Source organism: Streptomyces sp. NPDC057963 (genome assembly GCF_042887155.1).
In the GTDB taxonomy this organism is placed as follows: domain Bacteria; phylum Actinomycetota; class Actinomycetes; order Streptomycetales; family Streptomycetaceae; genus Streptomyces.
Genome location: NZ_JBHVPX010000006.1, coordinates 264,128 through 283,350, shown reverse-complemented (window position 1 = coordinate 283,350; position 19,223 = coordinate 264,128). Strand labels below are relative to the sequence as shown.

Annotated in this window: 13 protein-coding genes and 2 pseudogenes; 9 read left to right on the top strand and 6 right to left on the bottom strand. The window is 70.1% G+C overall.

Features of this window, described 5'->3' with window-relative positions:
- Nucleotides 1–188 precede the first annotated feature (188 nt).
- From ACFVT1_RS16860 to ACFVT1_RS16845, 4 genes are all read right to left on the bottom strand, one after another.
- Nucleotides 189–1,268 carry a serine hydrolase domain-containing protein gene (locus ACFVT1_RS16860; RefSeq protein WP_389795851.1) on the bottom strand — a complete coding sequence of 360 codons (1,080 nt, stop codon included), beginning with the start codon at nt 1,266–1,268 and terminating at the stop codon, nt 189–191.
- 393 nt (nt 1,269–1,661) lie between these two features.
- Complete coding sequence (locus tag ACFVT1_RS16855; RefSeq protein WP_389796201.1) at nt 1,662–2,762, bottom strand: serine hydrolase domain-containing protein; 1,101 nt, start codon at nt 2,760–2,762, stop codon at nt 1,662–1,664.
- Nucleotides 2,763–3,009: 247 nt separating this feature from the next.
- Entirely contained in the window at nt 3,010–5,427 is a 2,418-nt protein-coding gene (locus ACFVT1_RS16850) for an FtsX-like permease family protein (protein WP_389795849.1), read from the bottom strand.
- Nucleotides 5,424–6,146 carry an ABC transporter ATP-binding protein gene (locus tag ACFVT1_RS16845; protein WP_376286722.1) on the bottom strand — a complete coding sequence of 241 codons (723 nt, stop codon included), beginning with the start codon at nt 6,144–6,146 and terminating at the stop codon, nt 5,424–5,426. The genes ACFVT1_RS16850 and ACFVT1_RS16845 overlap by 4 nt, the downstream gene beginning before the upstream one ends.
- Nucleotides 6,147–6,324: 178 nt before the next feature.
- On the opposite strand from ACFVT1_RS16845, the gene ACFVT1_RS16840 reads away from it, so the two are divergent.
- The 4 genes from ACFVT1_RS16840 to ACFVT1_RS16825 all read left to right on the top strand — a co-directional run bounded on the left by ACFVT1_RS16840 (nt 6,325) and on the right by ACFVT1_RS16825 (nt 10,407).
- Nucleotides 6,325–7,557: a sensor histidine kinase gene (locus tag ACFVT1_RS16840; RefSeq protein WP_389795847.1), complete on the top strand. Its 1,233-nt coding sequence runs from the start codon at nt 6,325–6,327 to the stop codon at nt 7,555–7,557.
- Complete coding sequence (locus tag ACFVT1_RS16835) at nt 7,545–8,180, top strand: LuxR C-terminal-related transcriptional regulator (RefSeq protein ID WP_389795845.1); 636 nt, start codon at nt 7,545–7,547, stop codon at nt 8,178–8,180. Before ACFVT1_RS16840 ends, ACFVT1_RS16835 begins: the two co-directional genes overlap by 13 nt.
- 155 nt (nt 8,181–8,335) lie before the next feature.
- Nucleotides 8,336–8,503 carry a hypothetical protein gene (locus ACFVT1_RS16830; RefSeq protein WP_165484671.1) on the top strand — a complete coding sequence of 56 codons (168 nt, stop codon included), beginning with the start codon at nt 8,336–8,338 and terminating at the stop codon, nt 8,501–8,503.
- A 203-nt stretch (nt 8,504–8,706) separates the two neighbouring features.
- A complete protein-coding gene (locus ACFVT1_RS16825; protein ID WP_389795843.1) occupies nt 8,707–10,407 on the top strand; it encodes an amidase in 1,701 nt (566 codons plus the stop codon).
- A gap of 15 nt (nt 10,408–10,422) precedes the next feature.
- On the opposite strand, the pseudogene ACFVT1_RS16820 reads toward ACFVT1_RS16825, so the two are convergent.
- A pseudogene (locus tag ACFVT1_RS16820) lies at nt 10,423–10,617 on the bottom strand (IS5/IS1182 family transposase); the annotation flags it as partial.
- 223 nt (nt 10,618–10,840) lie between these two features.
- Between ACFVT1_RS16820 and ACFVT1_RS16815 the strand changes: the two are divergent.
- The 3 genes and pseudogenes from ACFVT1_RS16815 to ACFVT1_RS16805 all read left to right on the top strand — a co-directional run bounded on the left by ACFVT1_RS16815 (nt 10,841) and on the right by ACFVT1_RS16805 (nt 15,132).
- Nucleotides 10,841–11,413, top strand: a complete 573-nt coding sequence (locus ACFVT1_RS16815; RefSeq protein WP_389795841.1) for a hypothetical protein — start codon at nt 10,841–10,843, stop codon at nt 11,411–11,413.
- 621 nt (nt 11,414–12,034) lie between these two features.
- A pseudogene (locus ACFVT1_RS16810) lies at nt 12,035–13,182 on the top strand (macrolide family glycosyltransferase).
- A gap of 159 nt (nt 13,183–13,341) precedes the next feature.
- Nucleotides 13,342–15,132 (top strand): class I adenylate-forming enzyme family protein, encoded by a 1,791-nt coding sequence (locus ACFVT1_RS16805; RefSeq protein ID WP_389795839.1) that lies wholly within the window; start codon nt 13,342–13,344, stop codon nt 15,130–15,132.
- Here ACFVT1_RS16805 and ACFVT1_RS16800 read toward each other — a convergent pair.
- A complete protein-coding gene (locus ACFVT1_RS16800) occupies nt 15,119–16,396 on the bottom strand; it encodes a M6 family metalloprotease domain-containing protein (protein ID WP_389795837.1) in 1,278 nt (425 codons plus the stop codon). The two genes, ACFVT1_RS16805 and ACFVT1_RS16800, sit on opposite strands and share 14 nt — an antisense overlap.
- Before the next feature lie 337 nt (nt 16,397–16,733).
- Between ACFVT1_RS16800 and ACFVT1_RS16795 the strand changes: the two genes are divergently transcribed.
- Entirely contained in the window at nt 16,734–17,393 is a 660-nt protein-coding gene (locus ACFVT1_RS16795; RefSeq protein ID WP_389795835.1) for a TetR/AcrR family transcriptional regulator, read from the top strand.
- Nucleotides 17,394–17,654: 261 nt separating this feature from the next.
- A complete protein-coding gene (locus ACFVT1_RS16790; protein WP_389795833.1) occupies nt 17,655–19,187 on the top strand; it encodes an MFS transporter in 1,533 nt (510 codons plus the stop codon).
- Nucleotides 19,188–19,223 lie beyond the last annotated feature (36 nt).

Here is a 19,223-nt window from a genome sequence, read left to right as displayed (position 1 = left end):
ACAGAGCGGCGCGGCTCGATCACCCGGGGCTCCCCGCCAGGTCCGAGGGAGGCGTACATCTGGCGTACCGGCGTCCGCCCTGCGTGCTGGTCAGCACCTGAACATTTCCACGGAACGGGGCCGGGGCCGGGGCCGCCGGAACGCGTCGGCGACCCCGCGGGCCGTCATCCCGTCTGTCTCTGCCTGGATCAGCGGCACAGCGCCGTGTCGACGGCAGCCTCCACCCGCTGGGAGGCTGCACCCGTCGGGGCGGTGGTTACTGCGATGCCGGCGGCACGTCCGTCCTCTGTGACGCCTCCTCGGGTCCGGTATCCCAGGGCGGTTCCGCCGTGACCCCAGTAGACGCCGCCGCATGACAGCGGCGTGCTGGTCAGGCCCAGTCCGTAGCGGACGCCGGGCCCGCGTGCCTCTGCGGGGACGGTGGTGCGCATCTGGGTGAGCTGGGCCGGGGGCAGGAGTTTGCCGTCGAGGAGGGCGGTGTAGAAGCGATTGAGGTCGCTGTTGGTGGAGATCACCGCACCCGCAGCCCATCCCATGGACATGTCCATGGTGGTGTAGTCGATCAGAGGTCCGTCGGCCACTTCCTGTTCGTAGCCCTTGGGGTGGGGTTCGTGGATGGTCGTCTCTCCGGGAGTGGGGAAGTAGGTGTGGCGCAGTCCGATGCGGTCGATGATGCGCCGGTTGATCTCCTCGCCTATGGGGCGGCCGGTGACCTTCTGGATGATCAGGCCCGCGACCAGGTAGTTCGTGTTGCTGTACTCCCACTTCGCGCCCGGGGAGAAGTGGGCCTTCTGTGCAAGGGCGCCGTCAAGCAGGTCGCGTGGCTCGAAGTACCGGTACCGGACGGCGGGGAAGTCCGCGAAGACGGGGGACTCCATGTATTCGGGCAGGCCGCTGGTGTGCTGGAGGAGTTGGCGGACGGTGATGTGGCGTCCGTCGATCCCCTCACCGCGCAGCAGGCCGGGCAGGTAGGTGTCGACGGGGGCGTCCAGGGCGATCTTCTTCTCGGCGACCAGCTGCAGCGCGACCACGGCCGTGAAAGCCTTGGTGTTGCTGCCCGCGCGCACCTGCCCGTCCTTGGGTACCTTCGCCCCGGTCTTGAGGTCGCCGACGCCCGCGGTGTAGTTACGCATCCGGCCTTCGCGGTCCACGACGCTCGCCAGCGCAGCGGGCATCTTGTCGTCGGTCACCAGGGCGTTCAGGCTTTTTTGAACGGGGTCCGGCTTGGCGGCGGAGGCCGCGGACGGGAACAGTGCACTGGTGGTCATGACGGCCCCGGTGAGCACGGTCACGGCGAGCAAGGTCTTACGCCGGCCACCTCGCGAAAGAGTGGGGCGAAACCTCGGCGATACACGTGCGTGCATGGAACAACTCCTGTCGTGACAGTGGAGAGCAAGCGAAGAGCGAGTCGGTGCGCGCCCCGGTGGCCTGGCGACGCTCGTGAGCACGGGCCCGCCGGGGTATCGGTCGCCGTTCCCGCGAGCGGGAGCGGCGACCGATACCGTCAAGCGCCGATACCGTCAAGCGCCGATACCGTCAAGCGCCGATACCGTCAAGCGCCGATGGCGGCAGGGGCCCGCCCACCGGCCTGTCCCGCCCTCATCGGGCGTCTGCGGCCGCGGTGCGGGAGCGGCGGCTTTCCGGTTGGGTCAGTGAGGCTTTCAGCGGCACAGGGTCGTTTCGACGGCGGTCTGCGCGCGCTGCTCGGTGGCGCTGTCGCCCGGGATGGCGGTCAGTGCGATGTTGACCGCACGGCCGTCCTCCGTGACACCTCCCAAGGTGGCGTATCCCGGAATGGTGCCGCCATGGCCCCAGTAGACACCGCCGCACGGCAACGGCGTGCTGGTCAGGCCCAGTCCGTAACGGAAGCCCAGGTCGCCTGCGGGAACGGTGGTGCGCATCTGGGTGAGCTGGGCCGGGGGCAGGAGTTTGCCGTCGAGGAGGGCGGTGTAGAAGCGGTTGAGGTCGCTGTTGGTGGAGATCACCGCACCTGCGGCCCAGCCCCAGGACGGGTCGAGTTCGGTGACCTCGCGCCAGGGCGAGTCGGCCGTGTCCCGGTGGTAGCCCTTGGGGTGGGGCTCGCGGACGGCCATGTCTCCGGGGGTGGGGAAGTAGGTGTGGCGCAGTCCGATGCGGTCGACGATGCGCCGGTTGATCTCCTCGCCCAGCGGGCGGCCGGTGACCTTCTGGATGATCAGGCCCGCGACCAGGTAGTTCGTGTTGCTGTACTCCCACTTCGCGCCCGGGGAGAAGTGGGCCTTCTGCGCGAGTGCGCCGTCGAGGAGCTCGCGCGGCTCGTAGTACCGCTGCGGATCATCGAGGATCGCGCGCTGGTCCACGTAGTCGGGCAGGCCGCTGGTGTGCTGGAGGAGTTGGCGGACGGTGATGTGGCGTCCGTCGATCCCCTCACCGCGCAGCAGGCCGGGCAGGTAGGTGTCGACGGGGGCGTCCAGGGCGATCTTCTTCTCGGCGACCAGCTGCAGCGCGACCACGGCTGTGAATGCCTTGGTGTTGCTGCCCGCGCGCACCTGTCCGTCCTTGGGTACCTTCGCCCCGGTCTTGAGGTCGCCGACGCCCGCGGTGTAGTTACGCATCCGGCCTTCGCGGTCCGCGACGCTCGCCAGCGCAGCGGGCATCTGGTCGTCGGTCACCAGGGCGTTCAGGCTTTTTTGAACGGGGTCCGGCTTGGCGGCGGAGGCCGCGGACGGGAACAGCGCACCGGTGGTCATGACGGCCCCGGTGAGCACGGTCACGGCGAGCAAGGTCTTACGCCGGCCACCTCGCGAAAGAGTGGGACGGAACCTCGGCGATACACGTGCGTGCATGGAACAACTCCTGTCGGTAGGGGAACAACGTCAATGGGTCAGGGAGAGGTGGTCGTGGTGCGACGGGCCTGCCGGTGGATCGGCCTGGCCCTGTGATGGTCGCGGCGCATGCATGAAGGAACGGCCCTCCTCTCGTGCCCCCGCCCGAGGACGGGGAGCATGGGAGAGGCGGGACCTGGTTCCGCTACGTGATTCGAGGAGACCTGCGGCGGCGCAGCAGCCGGCGGGCGGGCAGCATGACGGCCGCCGTGCCCGACAGGAACACCGTGCCGAGTACGGCCGCGCAGACCGAGGGCGACACCGACAGCGCGGACAGACCGGTCACCGCGCCGCCGAAGGTCAGCAGCGTCACCGCCGCGACCAGGGAGCCGACGGCGGCCCCCGTGCCGAGTACGAGGCAGGTCTCCAGCCGCAGCATCGCCAGAACCTGGCCGCGGGTCGCGCCGATGAGCCGGAGCAGAGCCAGTTCACGACGGCGGGACGCGGTGGCGACGGCCAGCGTGGTCACCACGCCGATCAGGGTGAACAGGGAGATCGCCGCGACTGCGAGCAGTCCGGGCAGGCCCTGTTGGCGGGCTTTCTCGGTGAGGGCCGCACTGTACTGTCCGGCGGACGTGGCACGGGTCCCGGGGAAACGGTCGAGCACCGGTCGCAGGTCGGCCGCTCCCTTCACCAGGAGGTAGTCGTCGTGGCCCGCGTCGGTGACGTGGGCGGCGACCATGTCGTGAGGCAGCAGGACGTCCCCGAAGCCCTGTCCCCGGTCGTAGACGGCCACCACCTCGGGGCGGATCACGGTGCCGTCCCCGAGCCAGAGAGACACGGTCGAACCGACCTTGGCCGCGCTGGCCACGTTCGAACTGAGCGCGACTGTGTTCTTGCCGTGCAGACCCTTCAGCGAGCCCGCCTTCACGCCCGGGTCCAGATTGGACAGTGCGCCCTTCACGCCTTGGGTGGGCAGGGACTGGAGCTGGGCCGCGACCGACATCACCACGGTGGTGCGTTTCACCGCGGTCACGGTCCCCGGTCCGGCTGTCCTTTCCACCGCCCGGTACATGGCCCGGGGCACGCCCGGCCCGTTCGAGACGAGCACCTGGTCCGCGTGCAGCCCCGCGGCTGCCTGCGTCCGGGTGGCGTTGACCGCGGTGGTCTGCACGAACAGCTGGCTGGCGCCGAAGGAGAGCGCGAGCGCGATCGGCGTGATGACCGACGCGAGTCGCACGGCCGCGGCGGTGGCCGTGTCGGTGGCGAGCCGGCCCGGGACCGGGAACAGGAGGCGCATGACGGGGCTGAGGACGACGATTCCCCCTCGGGCGATCGAGGGACCCAGGAGGGCCGCCGCCCAGATGAGGGAGAGTACGAGTCCGCCCATGGCCGCGGTCGCCACCTGCCCGCCGAACGCGAACGCGGTGGCGGCCGAAGCGAGACCGACGACCAGGAGCACCAGGCCGGTGATCACGCGCCAGCGCGGTAGCCGAGTCGGTTCGGCGGAGGTCTCGCTCACGGCCTGGGCCGGCCGGATCCGGGATACGCGTCGTGCCGCGAGCCAGGCGGAACCGACCGCGGTGAGCACCGTGAGTGCCAGGGCGCCGACGACGGGAAACGGTCCCAGGGCGAGCCCCAGCCCCTGGGGCAGGACCCCCTGCTCGGCCATGAAGCGGTGCAGCAGGGTGCCGAGCCCGAGCGACAGCAGACCGCCCAGGAGCGACGCCGGTACCGCGACCTTGAGCGTCTCGCGGACGATCACCCTGCGGACCTGCCGGGGGGTGGCACCGATGGCGCGCAGGACAGCGAGCTCGCGGGTCCGGTCCCGTACGGACGTGTCCAGGAGACCGGTCACGATCAGCAGCACCACCAGGAGGGCGACTCCGCCGATCGACGCACACACGCCGATCAGGTCGAGCCGTGCCGCCGCCACCTCCGGGTTCTCGACGTCGCCGCGGCCCGCGCCGGTCGCGACGACGAGACCGGGGGCGGCTGCCCGCAGCGACTGGGCGGACGTCCCCTTCGTGCCGAGCACGACCAGCGCGTCCGCGCGCTCGGGACGGCCGCTGAGGACCTGTGCCGTGCGCTGGCCGAACCAGACATCGCGGCCTGCGCCGGACCCGTCGGCCACCAGACCGCTGACGCGGTAGGGTTCCGGCGCCTTGCCGCCGACCTGGAGACGGACGGTGTCCCCGACGGCCCTGCCGCTGCCGGAGTCCACCGCGACTTCGTGTTCCGCCTGCGGGGCCCGGCCGGCACGCAGTTCGACCTCGGTGAGCGCGGTCGCGTCCCAGCCGCGGCCGGTCCGCACGGCCCCGTCCGCGGTGACCACCGGCAAAGAGACGTCCGCGACCACCTCGGTGACCCCCGGTACTGTGCGTACCCGGTCCGCCACCGATACCGGTACCCGGGCCCGTTCCACCAGCGGCCTGACATCGGTCTGGTCGTCCTTGACGACCTCGACGCGCTGGCTCGCGGCGACGACGGCCACGGCGTGCTCATAGCGGTCGGCCGATCCGTGCGCCCGTAGTGCGGACTCCAGCAGGACCCCGAACGCGCCCGTCAACGCAGCCGCGCACAACAGTGCCACCGCCACTCCGGCGGCGATCCCGCGCCTCACAGCGTCCCCCAGTGGGCCAGGACGGTTGCGGCGGAGGGAGCCGTCAGCTCGTCGACGATCCTGCCCTCGCTCAGGAAGACGACACTGTCGGCCCAGGCAGCGGCCACCGGGTCGTGGGTGACCAGCACGACCGTCTGCCCCATCTCGTCGACCGCGTCACGCAGTAGCTTCAGGACGTGCTCGGCCGACCTCGGATCCAGCGCGGCCGTCGGCTCGTCGGCGAAGACGATCTCCGGGCGGGTGACGAGCGCTCGGGCGACCGCCACACGCTGCTGCTGGCCGCCGGACAGACGTGCCGGGAGCCGGTCCAGGTGGCCGGCCATCCCCACGCGGTGGACGACTTCGTCCAGCCAGCGCCTGTCCGCCTGGCGGCCGCCGAGGGACAGCGGGAGGGTGATGTTGCGCTCGACGTCCATCGAGGGCATGAGGTTGTAGCCCTGGAAGACGAACCCGATCCGTTCGCGGCGCAGCCGGGTCAGCTCCGTCTCGCTGAGCCCTCCCATGTCCAGATCACCGAGCCGTACCGTTCCGCTGCTGGGCCGGTCGAGACCGGAGGCGCAGTGCAGGAAGGTGCTCTTGCCCGATCCGGACGGACCCATGATCGCGGTGAGACTGCCCTTGCGGAACCCCCAGCTGACCCCGTCCAGCGCGGTCACCTCGCCATAGGACTGGGAGACCTCCTCCAGGGACACGGCGAACGGCGTGGCCCGGGTCGTCATCGGTTGCATGGTGGGTCCTTCGGTTCCTCGATCGGTCAGAACGAGTACCGAACGTAATCGCGCGAGCCGAGCGGACAGCAGCGGTCCCTCTCCCGAACCGGAGGTGTAGCGGGCTCCACCTGCCAGGTGTAGCGCGCACTTATGACAGGGGAACACCCGTGAAGTACCGTCTCGACCCATGGACCTGAAGGCAAGGGCACTCCACAGCCTACGATCCGCGAGGTATCTGCTGGGTGGGCTCACCACCGCTCTGCCTTCGCTGGCCGGTTACGTTCTGTTGCCGCTCGTCTGCTTCTCGCTGATCTTCGCCCCGGTCCTGCCGTGGGCGGTGCGGCCGTTGCGCGCCTTGACCGATGCCGAACGCCGACGCGCCGAACGCGTTCTCGGCCGCCCCGTGCGCCGGCCCTGTCCGACGCCCGAAGGCAACGCCTACCAGCGGACGCTGCAACTGCTGCGGTTCCCGGGTACCCGCAAGGACACGGCGTGGATGCTGGTTCACGGCGTCGTGGGGCTCGTCCTTCCCGTCCTCGTCCTGGGAGTGCTGCTCAGTCTGCTGCTGACGATCTCCATCCCGCTGTGGTGGTGGACCGTTCCCGGCGGAACCCTCACCCTCCTTGCGGCCCCCCTCACCACCTGGATGCAGGCGATCGTCCTGTCCGCGGTGTGTGCCTGGCTCTTCGCTGCCCTCTTCTTGTGGCTGGCCCCCGCCGCGGTGAAGCTGGAGACGTGGATCGCAGAGATCATGCTCGGCACTTGGACCGGCGCCGGCCGGCGGATCGAGGAACTGACCGCCTCGCGCGCGGGCGCCCTCCAGGCCCACGAGGCGGAACTCCGACGGATCGAACGCGACCTCCACGACGGCACCCAGGCGCAACTGGTGGCGGTGGCCATGCGCCTGGCCCTGGCCGAGCGCCGGTTCGACAAGGACCCGCAGAGTTCCAGGAGAATGATGCTCGACGCCAGGACCACCGTGGACGAAGCACTTGTCCAGCTGCGCACCGTCATCCGCGGTATCCACCCGCCGATCCTTTCCGACCGGGGACTGAACGGAGCCATCCGCTCCCTGGCCGCAGGCCGGCCGATCCCCACCACCCTGGATCTGCCCGAGACCGACCACCGCCCCCCGGCCGCCGTCGAGGCAGCCGCCTACTTCGTGGTTGCCGAGGCGCTGACCAACATCGCCCGGCACAGCGACGCGAGCCATGCCCAGGTGTCGCTCCGGTACGACGGGCCCACGCTGCGCGTCGTCGTGCGGGACGACGGGTGCGGCGGGGCCGCACCCGGCTCCGCCTCCGGCAGCGGACTCGCCGGGGTACGCCGACGGGTCGCCGCCCTGGACGGTACGACGAGAATCGACAGCCCTGTCGGTTCCGGAACGACGATTGAGGTGGTGCTGCCGTGCGGATCGTGATCGCGGAGGACAACGTCCTTCTCCGCGAGGGCCTGATTCTGCTCCTGGAGGATGTCGGGCACGAGATCGTGGCCGTCGTGGGAAGTGGGCCCGAGATTGTCCCCACCCTGCTCGAACACCGGCCGGACGTGGCCGTCCTGGACGTCCGGCTGCCGCCCGGCTTCCGCGACGAGGGGCTGCGAGCCGCCATCGAGGCCCGGAAGATCATGCCTGGCCAGCCGCTCCTGGTGCTCTCCCAGTACGTCGAGGAGAGCTACGCCGCCGAACTGCTCGGACAGGGCGCCTCGGGGATCGGCTACCTGCTCAAGGACCGTGTGGGGCACATCGAGGAATTCCAGGACGCGCTGGAGCGCGTCGCCGCGGGCGGAACGGCACTGGACCCCGAGGTCGTCTCCCAGCTGATGAGCCGCCGGGACCCGCTCGACGCACTGTCCCCCCGGGAACGTGAGGTTCTCGGGCTGATGGCGCAGGGCCTGGACAATCCCACGATCGCCACGACCCTGTTCATCACCGAACGTTCCGTCAGCAAGCACATCGGCAGCATCCTCGCCAAGCTGAACCTGCCGCCGAGCGACAGCGGCCACCGCCGGGTCCTCGCGGTGCTCGCCTACCTGAACGCCTGACCTGCGTACCGCACGGGTGTAGCGGGCTACACCTCCGGTTCGGGGGAACGGTCCGATGCGTCGACCTGGGGCACGGGGAGAAGGTGGACGACGTAAGAGATCCCGCCCCTGCCGCCCACCGGGCCGCCGGGGGCGCACAACAGGAGGAACCCCTGATGAAGCCCGTGCTCTGGCTGCTGCTCTTCGTCTCCACGGTGGCGGCGGTCTACGTCAGCACCTTCGCCCACTACACCGGCACCATGAGGGTCCTGGCCGGAGTCGGCACCGGCGTCGTCTTCGTCGGATCGGCGCTGGGACTGTGGCTGACCAGCGGCAAGAAGTGACCCGTAGCGGCGAGAGCACCTGAGGAGGGGGTGTCCGGCAGCGAGCCGGACACCCCCTTCTCATGCGTGATGCGGAAAACGGACACCCCCTCAGGAGGTGTAGTCCGCACCACTCCCGAACGGGTAGCCATCCCTGTCGTTCCGAAAAGACGCCGTTCATAGGCTCTTTTGTACGGACACAGGGCCTTCCTTCCCTCGCCTCTATGGAGAAGCAACTGATGCGCTCACTCACTCGAACCACGCGACGGCACACGGTGATCGCAGTATCAGCTGCCTGCCTGCTCGTTCCCCTGGCGGCCTGCACACCGGACGACGGACCGCGACCGGCCGCTTCCGCGACCTCGACTGGCAAAGCAGCCCCGTACGCTCCGAAGAACGACGGGAAGCGCGACGGACGATTGGACGAGCGGCTGGACCGCGCCACGATCCCGGAACTTCAGGCGGACATGAAGGGCAAGCGGCTGACGTCCAAAGAACTGACCCAGGCATACCTGGACCGGATCCATCGCCTCAACCCCCGCCTCAATGCCGTCGTCACCGTGAACCCAGACGCACTGGACCTTGCACGCAAGAGCGACGAGCTGCGCCGCACCGGTGAAGTGCGGGGGCCACTGGAAGGCATCCCCGTTCTCATCAAGGACAACATCGACACCGCGGACCGCCAGCCCACCACCGCCGGCTCCACGGCCCTGTTGCACTCCAAGCCGGCACAGGACGCCTTCCTGGTAAAGAAACTGCGCGACGCGGGTGCGGTGATCCTGGGCAAGGCCAACATGTCGGAATGGGCCAACTTCAGGTCCCCCGAGCAGACGGCCGGATGGAGTGCCACTGGCGGCCAGACCCGTAACCCTTACGTACTCGACCGGAGCCCCTGCGGATCGTCCAGCGGCTCCGCAGTCGCCACCGCAGCCGCCTTGGCCGCTGTGACCATAGGCTCCGAGACCGACGGCTCCATCGTGTGCCCCGCGAGTGTCACCTCCACCGTCGGCATCAAGCCCACCCTCGGCATGGTCAGCCGCAGCGGCATGATCCCTATCACCAGCCGCCACGACACCGCCGGCCCGATCGCCCGCAACACGACGGACGCCGCCCTGGCGCTCTGGGCCATCCATGGATCGGACACCGCCGACACGGCTACCTCCGACGCCGACACTGCCCTCCCCACCGACTACCGCGAGGTGCTCGACCCAAACGCCCTGCGCGGCAAGCGCATCGGTGTGTGGCGCAAGGGACACATTGGCATCGACCCGGACGTGGACCGGGCCTTCGACGCGGCTGTCCAGCGGCTCCGAGCGCTCGGCGCAATCGTCGTCGAGGGCGCGGACGTGGCCGACTCCAAAGACATGATGCAGAAGGACATGCTTCCCGCCGTGCTGACCGAGTTCAAGCACGACCTCAACGCCTACCTGGCCGCCACCCCAGGCCCCCACCCCAAGAACCTCACCGAACTCATCGCGTTCAACAAGCGGAACTCCACCGTCGAGATGCCGAAGTTCGGCCAGGAACTCTTCGAGATGGCCGACAAGACCGACGGAGATGTCAACGCCCCGGTCTACCGTGAGCACCGCAGCGCCGCGACCCGTCAGGCCCGTCAGGCCATCGACGGCGTTCTCGCCGAGCACCGGCTCGATGCCATCGTCACCCCGACCGGCATCCCCGCTCCTACCGTCGAAGCGCTCGACCCCACCCCCTTCGAAAGTTCCACCCGCAACTCCGCAGTGGCCGGCTACCCCCACATCACCGTGCCCGCCGGCTACGCACGGGACAAGCTGCCGCTGGGCGTCTCTTTCCTCGGAACGCGCTACAGCGACGCGAACCTGCTCAGCTACGCGTACGCCTTCGAGAGGGCCACCCCGGTCCGCAAGGCGCCCACCTACCTGCCCACCCTGCCCGGCCGGTCCTAGGGTCTGTTTCTTGGTTCATGTTCGGAGCCAGATTGCGAGGGCCGCGAGGGTGACGGTGCCGAGGTAGATGTAGGCGCGTTTCTCGTAGCGGGTGGCGACCGCTCGGAAGCCCTTCAGCCGGTTGATGGTCCGTTCGACGATGTCGCGCTTCTTGTAGCGCTCGTTGTCGAAGCCGGTGGGCCGGCCGCCTCGGGAGCCCCGGCTCTGCCGGTGTTCTTTTCGGGCCGGGCCGACAGGGCCTGCGTTGTCTGGCGTCATGCATCGCGAGGCGGAGAGACACCCGATAACTGGACGTCCTCGGGCGTTCCTGAGACTCGGCGCGGTGCCGGGCGCAGCGGGCCATCCGGGCGGGACGCCCGGCCCCTGCGGCATGGCACCCAGGGCCCCGACGTTCCGCAGGGGATGCTGATGGCTTCCCGCGCAGGAGAGGTCCGTGAGCGATCCCAGCCCCCGAGTGCCCCCGAGGCCGGCATCCGCGGTAGCAGGCGATGGCATTCCCGCTCCCGGGGTCATCGGTATCGGGCTTGCCGCGGTGCTGACGTTCGCGCTCGCCCAGGGCTCGTGGCAGTGGTTCGCCACGTTCATCGGGGTGACGCTCCTGGCGGTGATGCTCGCCTTCCAGCGACGCGCGGAGTGGACGCCGGACATCCGCTCGGCATACATGCGCGGCCTGGTCGCGTACGCGCTGGTCGTCGGCCTGTGCGTGGCAGTCGCACTCGCCCCCCTGCTGCAGCGCCAGGCCTGGCTGTTTCCGATGCCGGGCACACGCGGCGACTGCGAGTTGATGGGCAGGTACCAGGTCCTCCAGGCAGAGGCCGCGCTGGGGAACCTGTCCGGCAGTGACGGCCCGGCCCTGGCGTTCGTGCAGGAGAGCCAGGCCCGTAAGGCCGTCGCCGAGTGCCTGGCGGCCACAACGACCCTGTGGCTACCCCTGTACGGGGTGGGGGTGGCGGTGCTGGTGGGGACGGGTGCCTGGTTCCGCGACCGGGCCCGGGCCCGGGGGTGAGGCCGGTTCTGGCACGGGTGATGGAGTTGTTCAGCCAGGCGTAGCCGATGCAGATGAGGCGAGCTGCTTCGGCTCCGTACACGGGGAGCCTTCCGCGGGTGTTGTCGTCGCTCTTCGACGCAGAGGCCATCGTGTTTGCGGAGTGGTCATCCTTTGCCCACGCATCGGTGCCGTTGGATCTGGAGGCGTCGGGAGACGGCCGCGTCCGGATGCAGGTCGTTGCAATTCGGGTGCCCCGGAGAAAGGAAGCGGGCTAAGGGCTGTCCCGTAATCCCTGGTGGATCAGCGTGCGGCGTCAGATGCGGTGCATCGCAAGGCGGAGGGACGCCCTCATACTGGATGTATTCGGGCGTTCCGACAACGCGGCGAGGTGCCGTAGCTGTCGTCGCACGCCCGCCAGGGATTACGGGACAGCCCTTAGGGTTCCGGGTATGCATTTCCATCAGATCTACGGCTGACACGGCGGGGCAGCGTCCCACTTCCCCCGCATACCCATGTGCGCCGCCACGCCGCGACAGGGCCTTCCCGTCGGAGCTGGCCGGGGCACCTGTTTGCCGTGTCCTTTCGCCGTAGACCTGAAATGAGTGATCTTCCGTGTCCCGTCGCCGTACCCACATCGCGATGGTCGGTATTCCCCTCGTCAGCCACGTCCTGCCCAGCCTTGAGGTCGTCCGCGAACTGGTGGCCCGCGGCCACCGGGTGACCTACGCCAACGATCCGGCGGTGGCCGACCTGATCGCGGCCACCGGGGCCGAGTTCGTCCCCTGCGCCTCGGGGCTGCCGGTCGCCGACAACAACTGGCCCGACGAGCCCATCGCCGCGATGAGCCTCTTCTTCGACGACGCCCGTCAGGCCCTCCCGCAGCTGCGCGCCGCCTACGGCACCGACCCGGCGGACCTCTACCTGTACGACATCGGCGCCTACGCCGGGCGCGCCCTCGCCGAGGCGCAGGACCGTCCCGTCATGCAGCTGTCCCCGACCTTCGTGGCCTGGAAGGGCTACGACCAGGACGTCGCAGCCCACCTGTGGCAACTGCCGGGCGCCGACGCATACCGGGCGGGGTTCGAGCGGTGGCTCACGGAGTGCGGGGCGTCCACCAGGGACGTGGACGCCTTCTGCGGCCCTCCCGCGCGGGCTCTGGCCCTGATTCCCCGGGCGATGCAACCGCACGCCGACCGGGTCGACACCGATACGGTGACGTTCGTCGGCCCCTGCTTCGGCCCGAGCAGGGGCAGGAGTGGCTGGACACGTCCCGCCGGTGCCGGGAACGTGCTTCTGATCTCCCTGGGCTCGGCGTTCACGCGCCAACCGGAGTTCTACCGCCAGTGCCTGGCCGCGTACCGAAACCTGCCCGGCTGGCACGTCGTCCTCCAGATCGGGAAGCACACCGACCCGCGGGAGCTCGGCGAGATCCCGCCCAACGTCGAAGTGCACTCCTGGGTGCCCCAGTTGGCGATCCTGGAACAGGCCGACGCCTTTGTCACCCACGCGGGAATGGGCGGCAGCAGCGAGGGGCTGTCCACCGGGGTCCCGATGATCGCCGTCCCGCAGGCCGCCGATCAGTTCATCAACGCCGACCGGCTCGTGGAGCTGGGCGTGGCCCGTCGCGTCGACACCGCGGAAGCCACCGCCGAGACCCTGCGGGCCGTCCTGCGCGAGCTTGTCGCCGACGTGGAGGTCACCCGCCGCTCGGCGCTGCTCCGTGCCGACGCGCGGGCCGAGGGGGCACCATGCGGGCCGCCGACCTCGTCGAGGAGATGCTGGGCTGATCCCCGCCCGCCGCCGGAGGACTCCGCCCATGTCGTCACCCATGTCGCCATCGACGCCGTCGTGGGGCAGCCGACGCGGGCCGGACGGTTCCCTTGACGGGGTTAGGGTGCGGGCATACCGTCGCGAATGTACTGAGCAAGCGCTTAGAGAGGTCGTTCGTGCCACACATCGACCCGATCCCCGCCGCCTCCGCCCCGGACACCGGGCTCCCGGATGCCAGGCCCCCGTCTGCAGCCGTCGTAGATGCCGCCGCCCGGGTCGAAGCCATGCTGACCGGCCCGGGAGCCCCGTTCGCCGTGGTGCGGGTGGAGGACGGGGTGCACGCGGGGTCGCTCGTGTACGCGGACGGGCCCAGGACGCTCCGTGAGTTTGTGGAGACCACCTGGGCCTTCGGGGACCGGCCGTTCCTGATCTCTGGGGAGCGCAGCTGCTCGTACGCCGAGTTCTTCGCCGCCGCGTCCGCGCTGGCGTGCCGGATGACCGGGGCGTACGGGCTCCGCCGGGGCGACCGGGCCGTCGTCGCGATGCGCAACCACCCGGAGTGGCAGATCGCCTTCTGGGCCGCGCAGCTGGCCGGTCTGGTCGCCGTTCCGCTCAACGCCTGGTGGACCGAGGACGAGTTCGCGTACGCGCTGGACGACTCCGGGCCGCGGGTGCTCCTGGTGGACGGCGAGCGGCTGCCGAAGGTCGCCGGGTGGGCGGCGGAGCACGGGGCGCGCGTCGTCGTCTTCCACGCGGAGGGGGCGGTTCCGGACGGCGTCGAGCGGTACGAGGACCTGCCCGCGCCCGATCCGCTCGCCGCTCCTCCCGAGGTCGAGATCCGGCCCGAGGACGACGCGACGATCATCTACACCTCCGGCACCACCGGCCGGCCCAAGGGCGCCGTCGCCACCCACCTCGCCCAGGTGGGGGCCGTGCTCAACCCGCGCTACCACGCGGCCGCCTCCGCGCTCGGGCGCGGGATCGTCCCGGGGCAGGGGCCCGCCCCGGTGTCGTTGCTGACGTTCCCGTTCTTCCACGTCGCCGCGTTCACCGGCTTCTACGCGGCGATGGCGGCGGGCGGCACCCTCGTCCTGATGCGGAAGTGGGACGCCGAGGAGGCGCTGCGGCTGATCCGTGCGCACGGCGTCACGCACTACGCGGGTGTCCCGACGACCGCGCTCCAGCTGCTCGACGCGGCCGAGCGGGCGGGCGACCGCCTGGAGGGCCTCCAGATGCTGAGCACCGGTGGGGCCGCCGCCCCGCCCGCCCTGGTCGCGCGGCTGAGCGCCCGCCACGGCGACCGGATCGAGCCCCGCAACGGCTACGGTCTGACCGAGACCAGCGGCGGTGTCCTGGCGAACTTCGGCGCCGAATACCGGCTCCACCCGGGCAGCGCCGGCCGTCCGACGCCCGCCACCGAGGTGCGGATCGCCGGTCCGGCGGGCGAGGCGCTGCCCGAGGGCGAGGTCGGCGAGCTGTGGCTGCGCGGCCAGTCCCTGGTCCGCGGCTACTGGCGGGACGAGGCGGCGACCGCTCGGGCCTTCACCGGCGGCTGGTTCCGGACCGGGGATCTCGCGGTGGCGCGCGAGGGGCGGGTCGATGTCGTCGACCGGATCAAGGACATGGTGATCCGCGGCGGGGAGAACGTGTACTGCGTGGAGGTCGAGGCGGTCCTGCACGACCATCCGGACGTGGAGGACGCGGCGGTGCTGGGGGTGGCGCACCCGGTCCTGGGCGAGGAGGTCGCCGCGGTCGTCCGGCTGCGGGCCGGTGCCGCCGTCACGGCCGAGGAGCTGAGGGCGCACGTCGGGCGGAGCCTGGCCGCGTTCAAGGTCCCGGCCCATGTGCTCGTACGCGAGGAACCGCTGCCCCGAAACCCGACCGGGAAGATCCTCAAGCGTGAGCTGCGCGGGCCCGCCGAGGCGGAGGTGCGGCGAGTGGCCGGGGACGGGGTCAGGGGCGAGTGATCTTGATGCGGTAGTTGCCCTTGTCGTCCTTGTCGACCACGGATATGCGTATTCCGTGGGCCCGGTCGGTGAAGGTCTGGCCGGGCCGGAAGGGGGCGTCGGAGAGCTCGGCGTGCACGTTGGGCAGCCGGGTGCAGCCGCCGCTGTCCTTGGTGCTGTCCGCGACGGACACCGGCCCCCGTCCGGTGTCGACGTCCGAGCTGACCTTGTAGATCAGCACGCCGGGCCGGCAGACCGCATGGTCGTTGCCCGCCTGTGTCCGTACCTCGACCGCGTAGCCGGACTCGTCGCTCAGCGGTACGAAGGCCAGCTTCGTCCCGCCCCGGGTGGCCAGGGGTTCCAGGACGTGCTCGCTGGTGCCGGGCCTGGAGGCGCAGCTGATCTGCTTGTTGTCCAGCCAGCCGAGCTTCCACTTGTGCCAGCCCAGCAGGTCGTTGTTGGCCCCCCAGTCCTCGGACATGATGTCCCAGTGCCCGACCGCGCCGCCGCCTTCCATGGTGTAGAGGTCGGGAAGGCCGAAGACATGGCCGTTCTCGTGCGGCAGGACGCGGTAGCCGTTCTGTTTGAACGATCCCGAGCCGTCGTCCTGGCGGCTGTAGATGAAGGACGTGTTGGCGAGCGGTACGCCGTCCACGTGCAGTGCGTCGGCGTTGCCGGAGAAGGTCACGGACAGGACGGTGTCCAGGGCGGAGGGGCCGGCGTTCGGTGTGACCAGGATGTTGACCAGGTCGTACTTGCTGAAGTCCACTTTCGGGTCGGCGGCCGCGACGATGTCCTGGACGAGGTGGTGATAGCCCGGCTCGTACATCGATCCGCGCTCTATCCCGTACTCCGAGAACGGCAGTGGCATCCGCAGCCAGGACTTCACGGGGGCGTCGGGGACGTAGGTGAGCCGTCCGTACGAGGCGGTCCGGAACCAGTTGACGGTCTGCGGGAAGAATTCGTCGTACCGGTCCATCGCCGGTTCGGTGCCCGGCGCGTCCGGGAAGTCGACCATCAGGTTGAGGGCATGGATCCTGCCGGTGGAGCGGGCGTAGCCCTTCGGGGTCGGCATGCCTTCCGACATCTGTACGCCCATGGCCGTGGGTATCCGGCACGGGGCCATCTCCGCCGGCCGGGTGATGGCCACCGGGCCGGCCGAGGCCCGGCCGGCCCGCGGAAGGGTGCTGCTGGCCGAGGCCATGGAGGCGATGACCAGGACTGTTGCCGAAGTGAGCGCGATCGGGTGGTGATGCTTGCGTATCCGGTGGCGGGGCATCTGCATATAGGCGCCTCGGGGTCCGCGGCAGTCGGCCGGCCCTGACTGCGCTCTGCGGATCAGCCTGTGACGGGTGGTGTCGCACCGCTCGTTGAGTGCGCCGATCGGTTGGTTTTCCCGTCTCTGAGATGTGGTTCAGGTCACATTGTGGTGGGAAATAACCGGGGATCCTTTCCCCGTTTGAACCTGTGTCCCCGCGAACCGGGGAGGTGCTCCCCGGTTACGGAAGGGGGGCGCTGTGGAGAACGAAGAATGTCGCAGCGGAGAAGAGCGTTGCGACGCCGCAGCGGAGAAGAAGCGTTGCGAGGAGGGCCGGAAGGTCCGGAAGGCAGGGAGAGCAGCCGTGGAAGCCGTCACCCGCACCGCCACCGGAGCGGCGCAGCCCCGGACGACCCGTCCGCGGGCCGACGCGCTGCGCAACCGGGAGCGGATCGTGACGGCGGCGCGCGAGATGTTCGTCGAGTTCGGGCCGGATGTGCCGCTCGACGAGGTCGCCCGCCGCGCCGGCGTCGGCAATGCCACGCTCTACCGGAACTTTCCCGACCGGGCCGCGCTGACCCACGAGGTCGTGCTCGCGGTCACCTGCCGTACCACCGACCGTGCGGAGGAGGCGACGGCCGAGGAGGCCGATCCCTTCGCCGCGCTCAGCCGCTTCGTGCACGCGGCGGCCGACGAACGGATCGGCGCACTGTGCCCGATGCTGTCCGGCGGCTTCGACAAGGACCACCCCGAACTGCTCGCCGAGCGCCGACGCCTCGAAGAGGCCGTCGAAGGGCTCGTGTCGCGCGCCATGTCCGCGGGGCGCCTGCGCGCCGACATCGCCGTCGGTGACGTACTGGTCGCCCTCTCCCAGCTCACCCGGCCGCTGCCCGGTATCGGATGTCTGGACATCGACCGGTTCACCCACCGCCACCTCCAGCTGTTCCTGGACGGACTGGAGGCTCCGGCCCGGTCCCGACTGCCCGGAACGGCGGCGACCTTGGAGGATCTGCGCCGGCCGTGACGCCCGCACTGTGCCCCTGAACCGGGGCACGGCGGCGCGCCCGCCCCGCCCCGACCACGCCTTTTCTCTCACCTCCCCCACCACTCGTCCTGTCGCCGACTTTGCTCACCACTTGTCCTGTCGCCGACTTCCCGCCTGTTCACCGACGGCCGCCTTCCCCGACCGTCCCTGCCCGACTGCCCGACTGCCCGACCGCCCGTTCGCCGACCTCTCGGTTCATGACTTTCGCGCGCCCGCGTGCGCCCTTAGGTGGATACCTCCATGTCAAAAACAGCCGACATCCGACTCCCGGACCCCAGCCGCTGGAAAGCGCTGGCGTTCATCGCCCTCGCGCAGCTGATGGTCGTGCTCGATGCCACGATCGTGAACATCGCGCTGCCGCACGCCCAGACGGCCCTGGGCATCTCCGACGCCAACAAGCAGTGGGTCATCACGGCCTACGCCCTCGCCTTCGGCGGGCTGCTGCTCTTCGGAGGCCGGATAGCCGACCTCTGGGGCCGCAAGCGGACCTTCGTCGTCGGCCTGATCGGCTTCGCACTGGCCTCCGCGCTCGGGGGCGCGGCGCAGAACCAGGGCATGCTGTTCGGCTCCCGTGCGCTCCAGGGCGTCTTCGGCGCACTGCTCGCCCCGGCGGCCCTGTCGCTGCTCGCCGTGATGTTCACCGATGCCAGGGAGCGCGCCAAGGCGTTCGGCATCTACGGTGCGATCGCCGGTGGCGGTGGCGCGGTCGGCCTGATCCTCGGCGGCTTCCTGACCCAGGCGCTGAACTGGCGCTGGACCTTCTTCGTCAACATTCCGTTCGCGGTCGTCGCGGCCCTGGGCGCGTACTTCGTGATCCGTGAGCCGGCCGGCAGCCGCAACCGCTCGTCGCTCGACATCCCGGGCGTCGTCCTGTCCGCGCTGGGTCTGGTCTCGCTGGTGTACGGATTCACCCGTGCCGAGTCCGCCGGCTGGTCGGACCCGCTGACCATCGGCATGTTCATCGCCTCCGGTGCGCTGCTCCTGGCGTTCGTCGTGACCGAGTCGCGGGTCGCGTCGCCGCTGCTGCCGCTGCGCGTCCTGCTGGACCGCAACCGCGGTGGCGTCTACCTCTCGCTGGGGCTGGCCGTCATCGCGATGTTCGGCCTGTTCCTCTTCCTGACGTACTACCTGCAGGTCGTGAGGGGCTACTCGCCGATCAGGACGGGATTCGCCTTCCTGCCGATGATCGCGGGCATGATCACCGGGTCGACGCAGATCGGTGCCCGGCTGATGACCCGGGTCCCGGCGCGCAAGCTCATGGGCCCCGGCTTCCTGACCGCCGCCCTCGGCATGCTGCTGCTGACGCAGCTGGAGATCGGTTCCTCCTACACCACCCTCATCCTGCCCGCGCAGCTCCTGCTGGGTCTGGGCATGGGCACGGCGTTCATGCCGGCCATGTCGCTGGCCACGCACGGGGTCGAGCCGAGGGACTCGGGTGTCGCGTCCGCGATGGTCAACACCTCGCAGCAGGTGGGCGGTGCGATCGGTACGGCGCTGCTGAACACCATCGCCGCCTCGGCCGCGACGGCGTACGCCACCTCGCACGCCGCGCTCGGTGCCACCGACCCCGAGCTGCTGAAGCTCCAGTCGATGGTGCACGGTTTCACCGGTGCCATCTGGTGGGCCGTCGGCATCCTGGTGGTTGCCTCCGCGATCGCGGTGACCTTCATCAACGCCGGGCGCCCCTCCGCGACCGCGGTGTCCGGAGCCTCCGCCTCGGGTGACGCCGACGGCGTCGAGGACGAGTTCAAGGTCCCGGTCGTCGCCCACTGACGTCGTCGTGCGACGTGAGGGGTGAAGGAAACACGG

What these genes read in the sequence shown, in the direction of transcription:
- ACFVT1_RS16860 (WP_389795851.1), bottom strand. Translation starts at nt 1,268, where the DNA reads ATGACCACCAGTGCACTGTTCCCGTCCGCGGCCTCCGCCGCCAAGCCG.
- ACFVT1_RS16845 (WP_376286722.1), bottom strand. Translation starts at nt 6,146, where the DNA reads ATGACGACCCGGGCCACGCCGTTCGCCGTGTCCCTGGAGGAGGTCTCC.
- ACFVT1_RS16840 (WP_389795847.1), top strand. Translation starts at nt 6,325, where the DNA reads ATGGACCTGAAGGCAAGGGCACTCCACAGCCTACGATCCGCGAGGTAT.
- ACFVT1_RS16800 (WP_389795837.1), bottom strand. Translation starts at nt 16,396, where the DNA reads ATGCAGATGCCCCGCCACCGGATACGCAAGCATCACCACCCGATCGCG.
- ACFVT1_RS16830 (WP_165484671.1), top strand. Translation starts at nt 8,336, where the DNA reads ATGAAGCCCGTGCTCTGGCTGCTGCTCTTCGTCTCCACGGTGGCGGCG.
- ACFVT1_RS16825 (WP_389795843.1), top strand. Translation starts at nt 8,707, where the DNA reads ATGGAGAAGCAACTGATGCGCTCACTCACTCGAACCACGCGACGGCAC.
- ACFVT1_RS16790 (WP_389795833.1), top strand. Translation starts at nt 17,655, where the DNA reads ATGTCAAAAACAGCCGACATCCGACTCCCGGACCCCAGCCGCTGGAAA.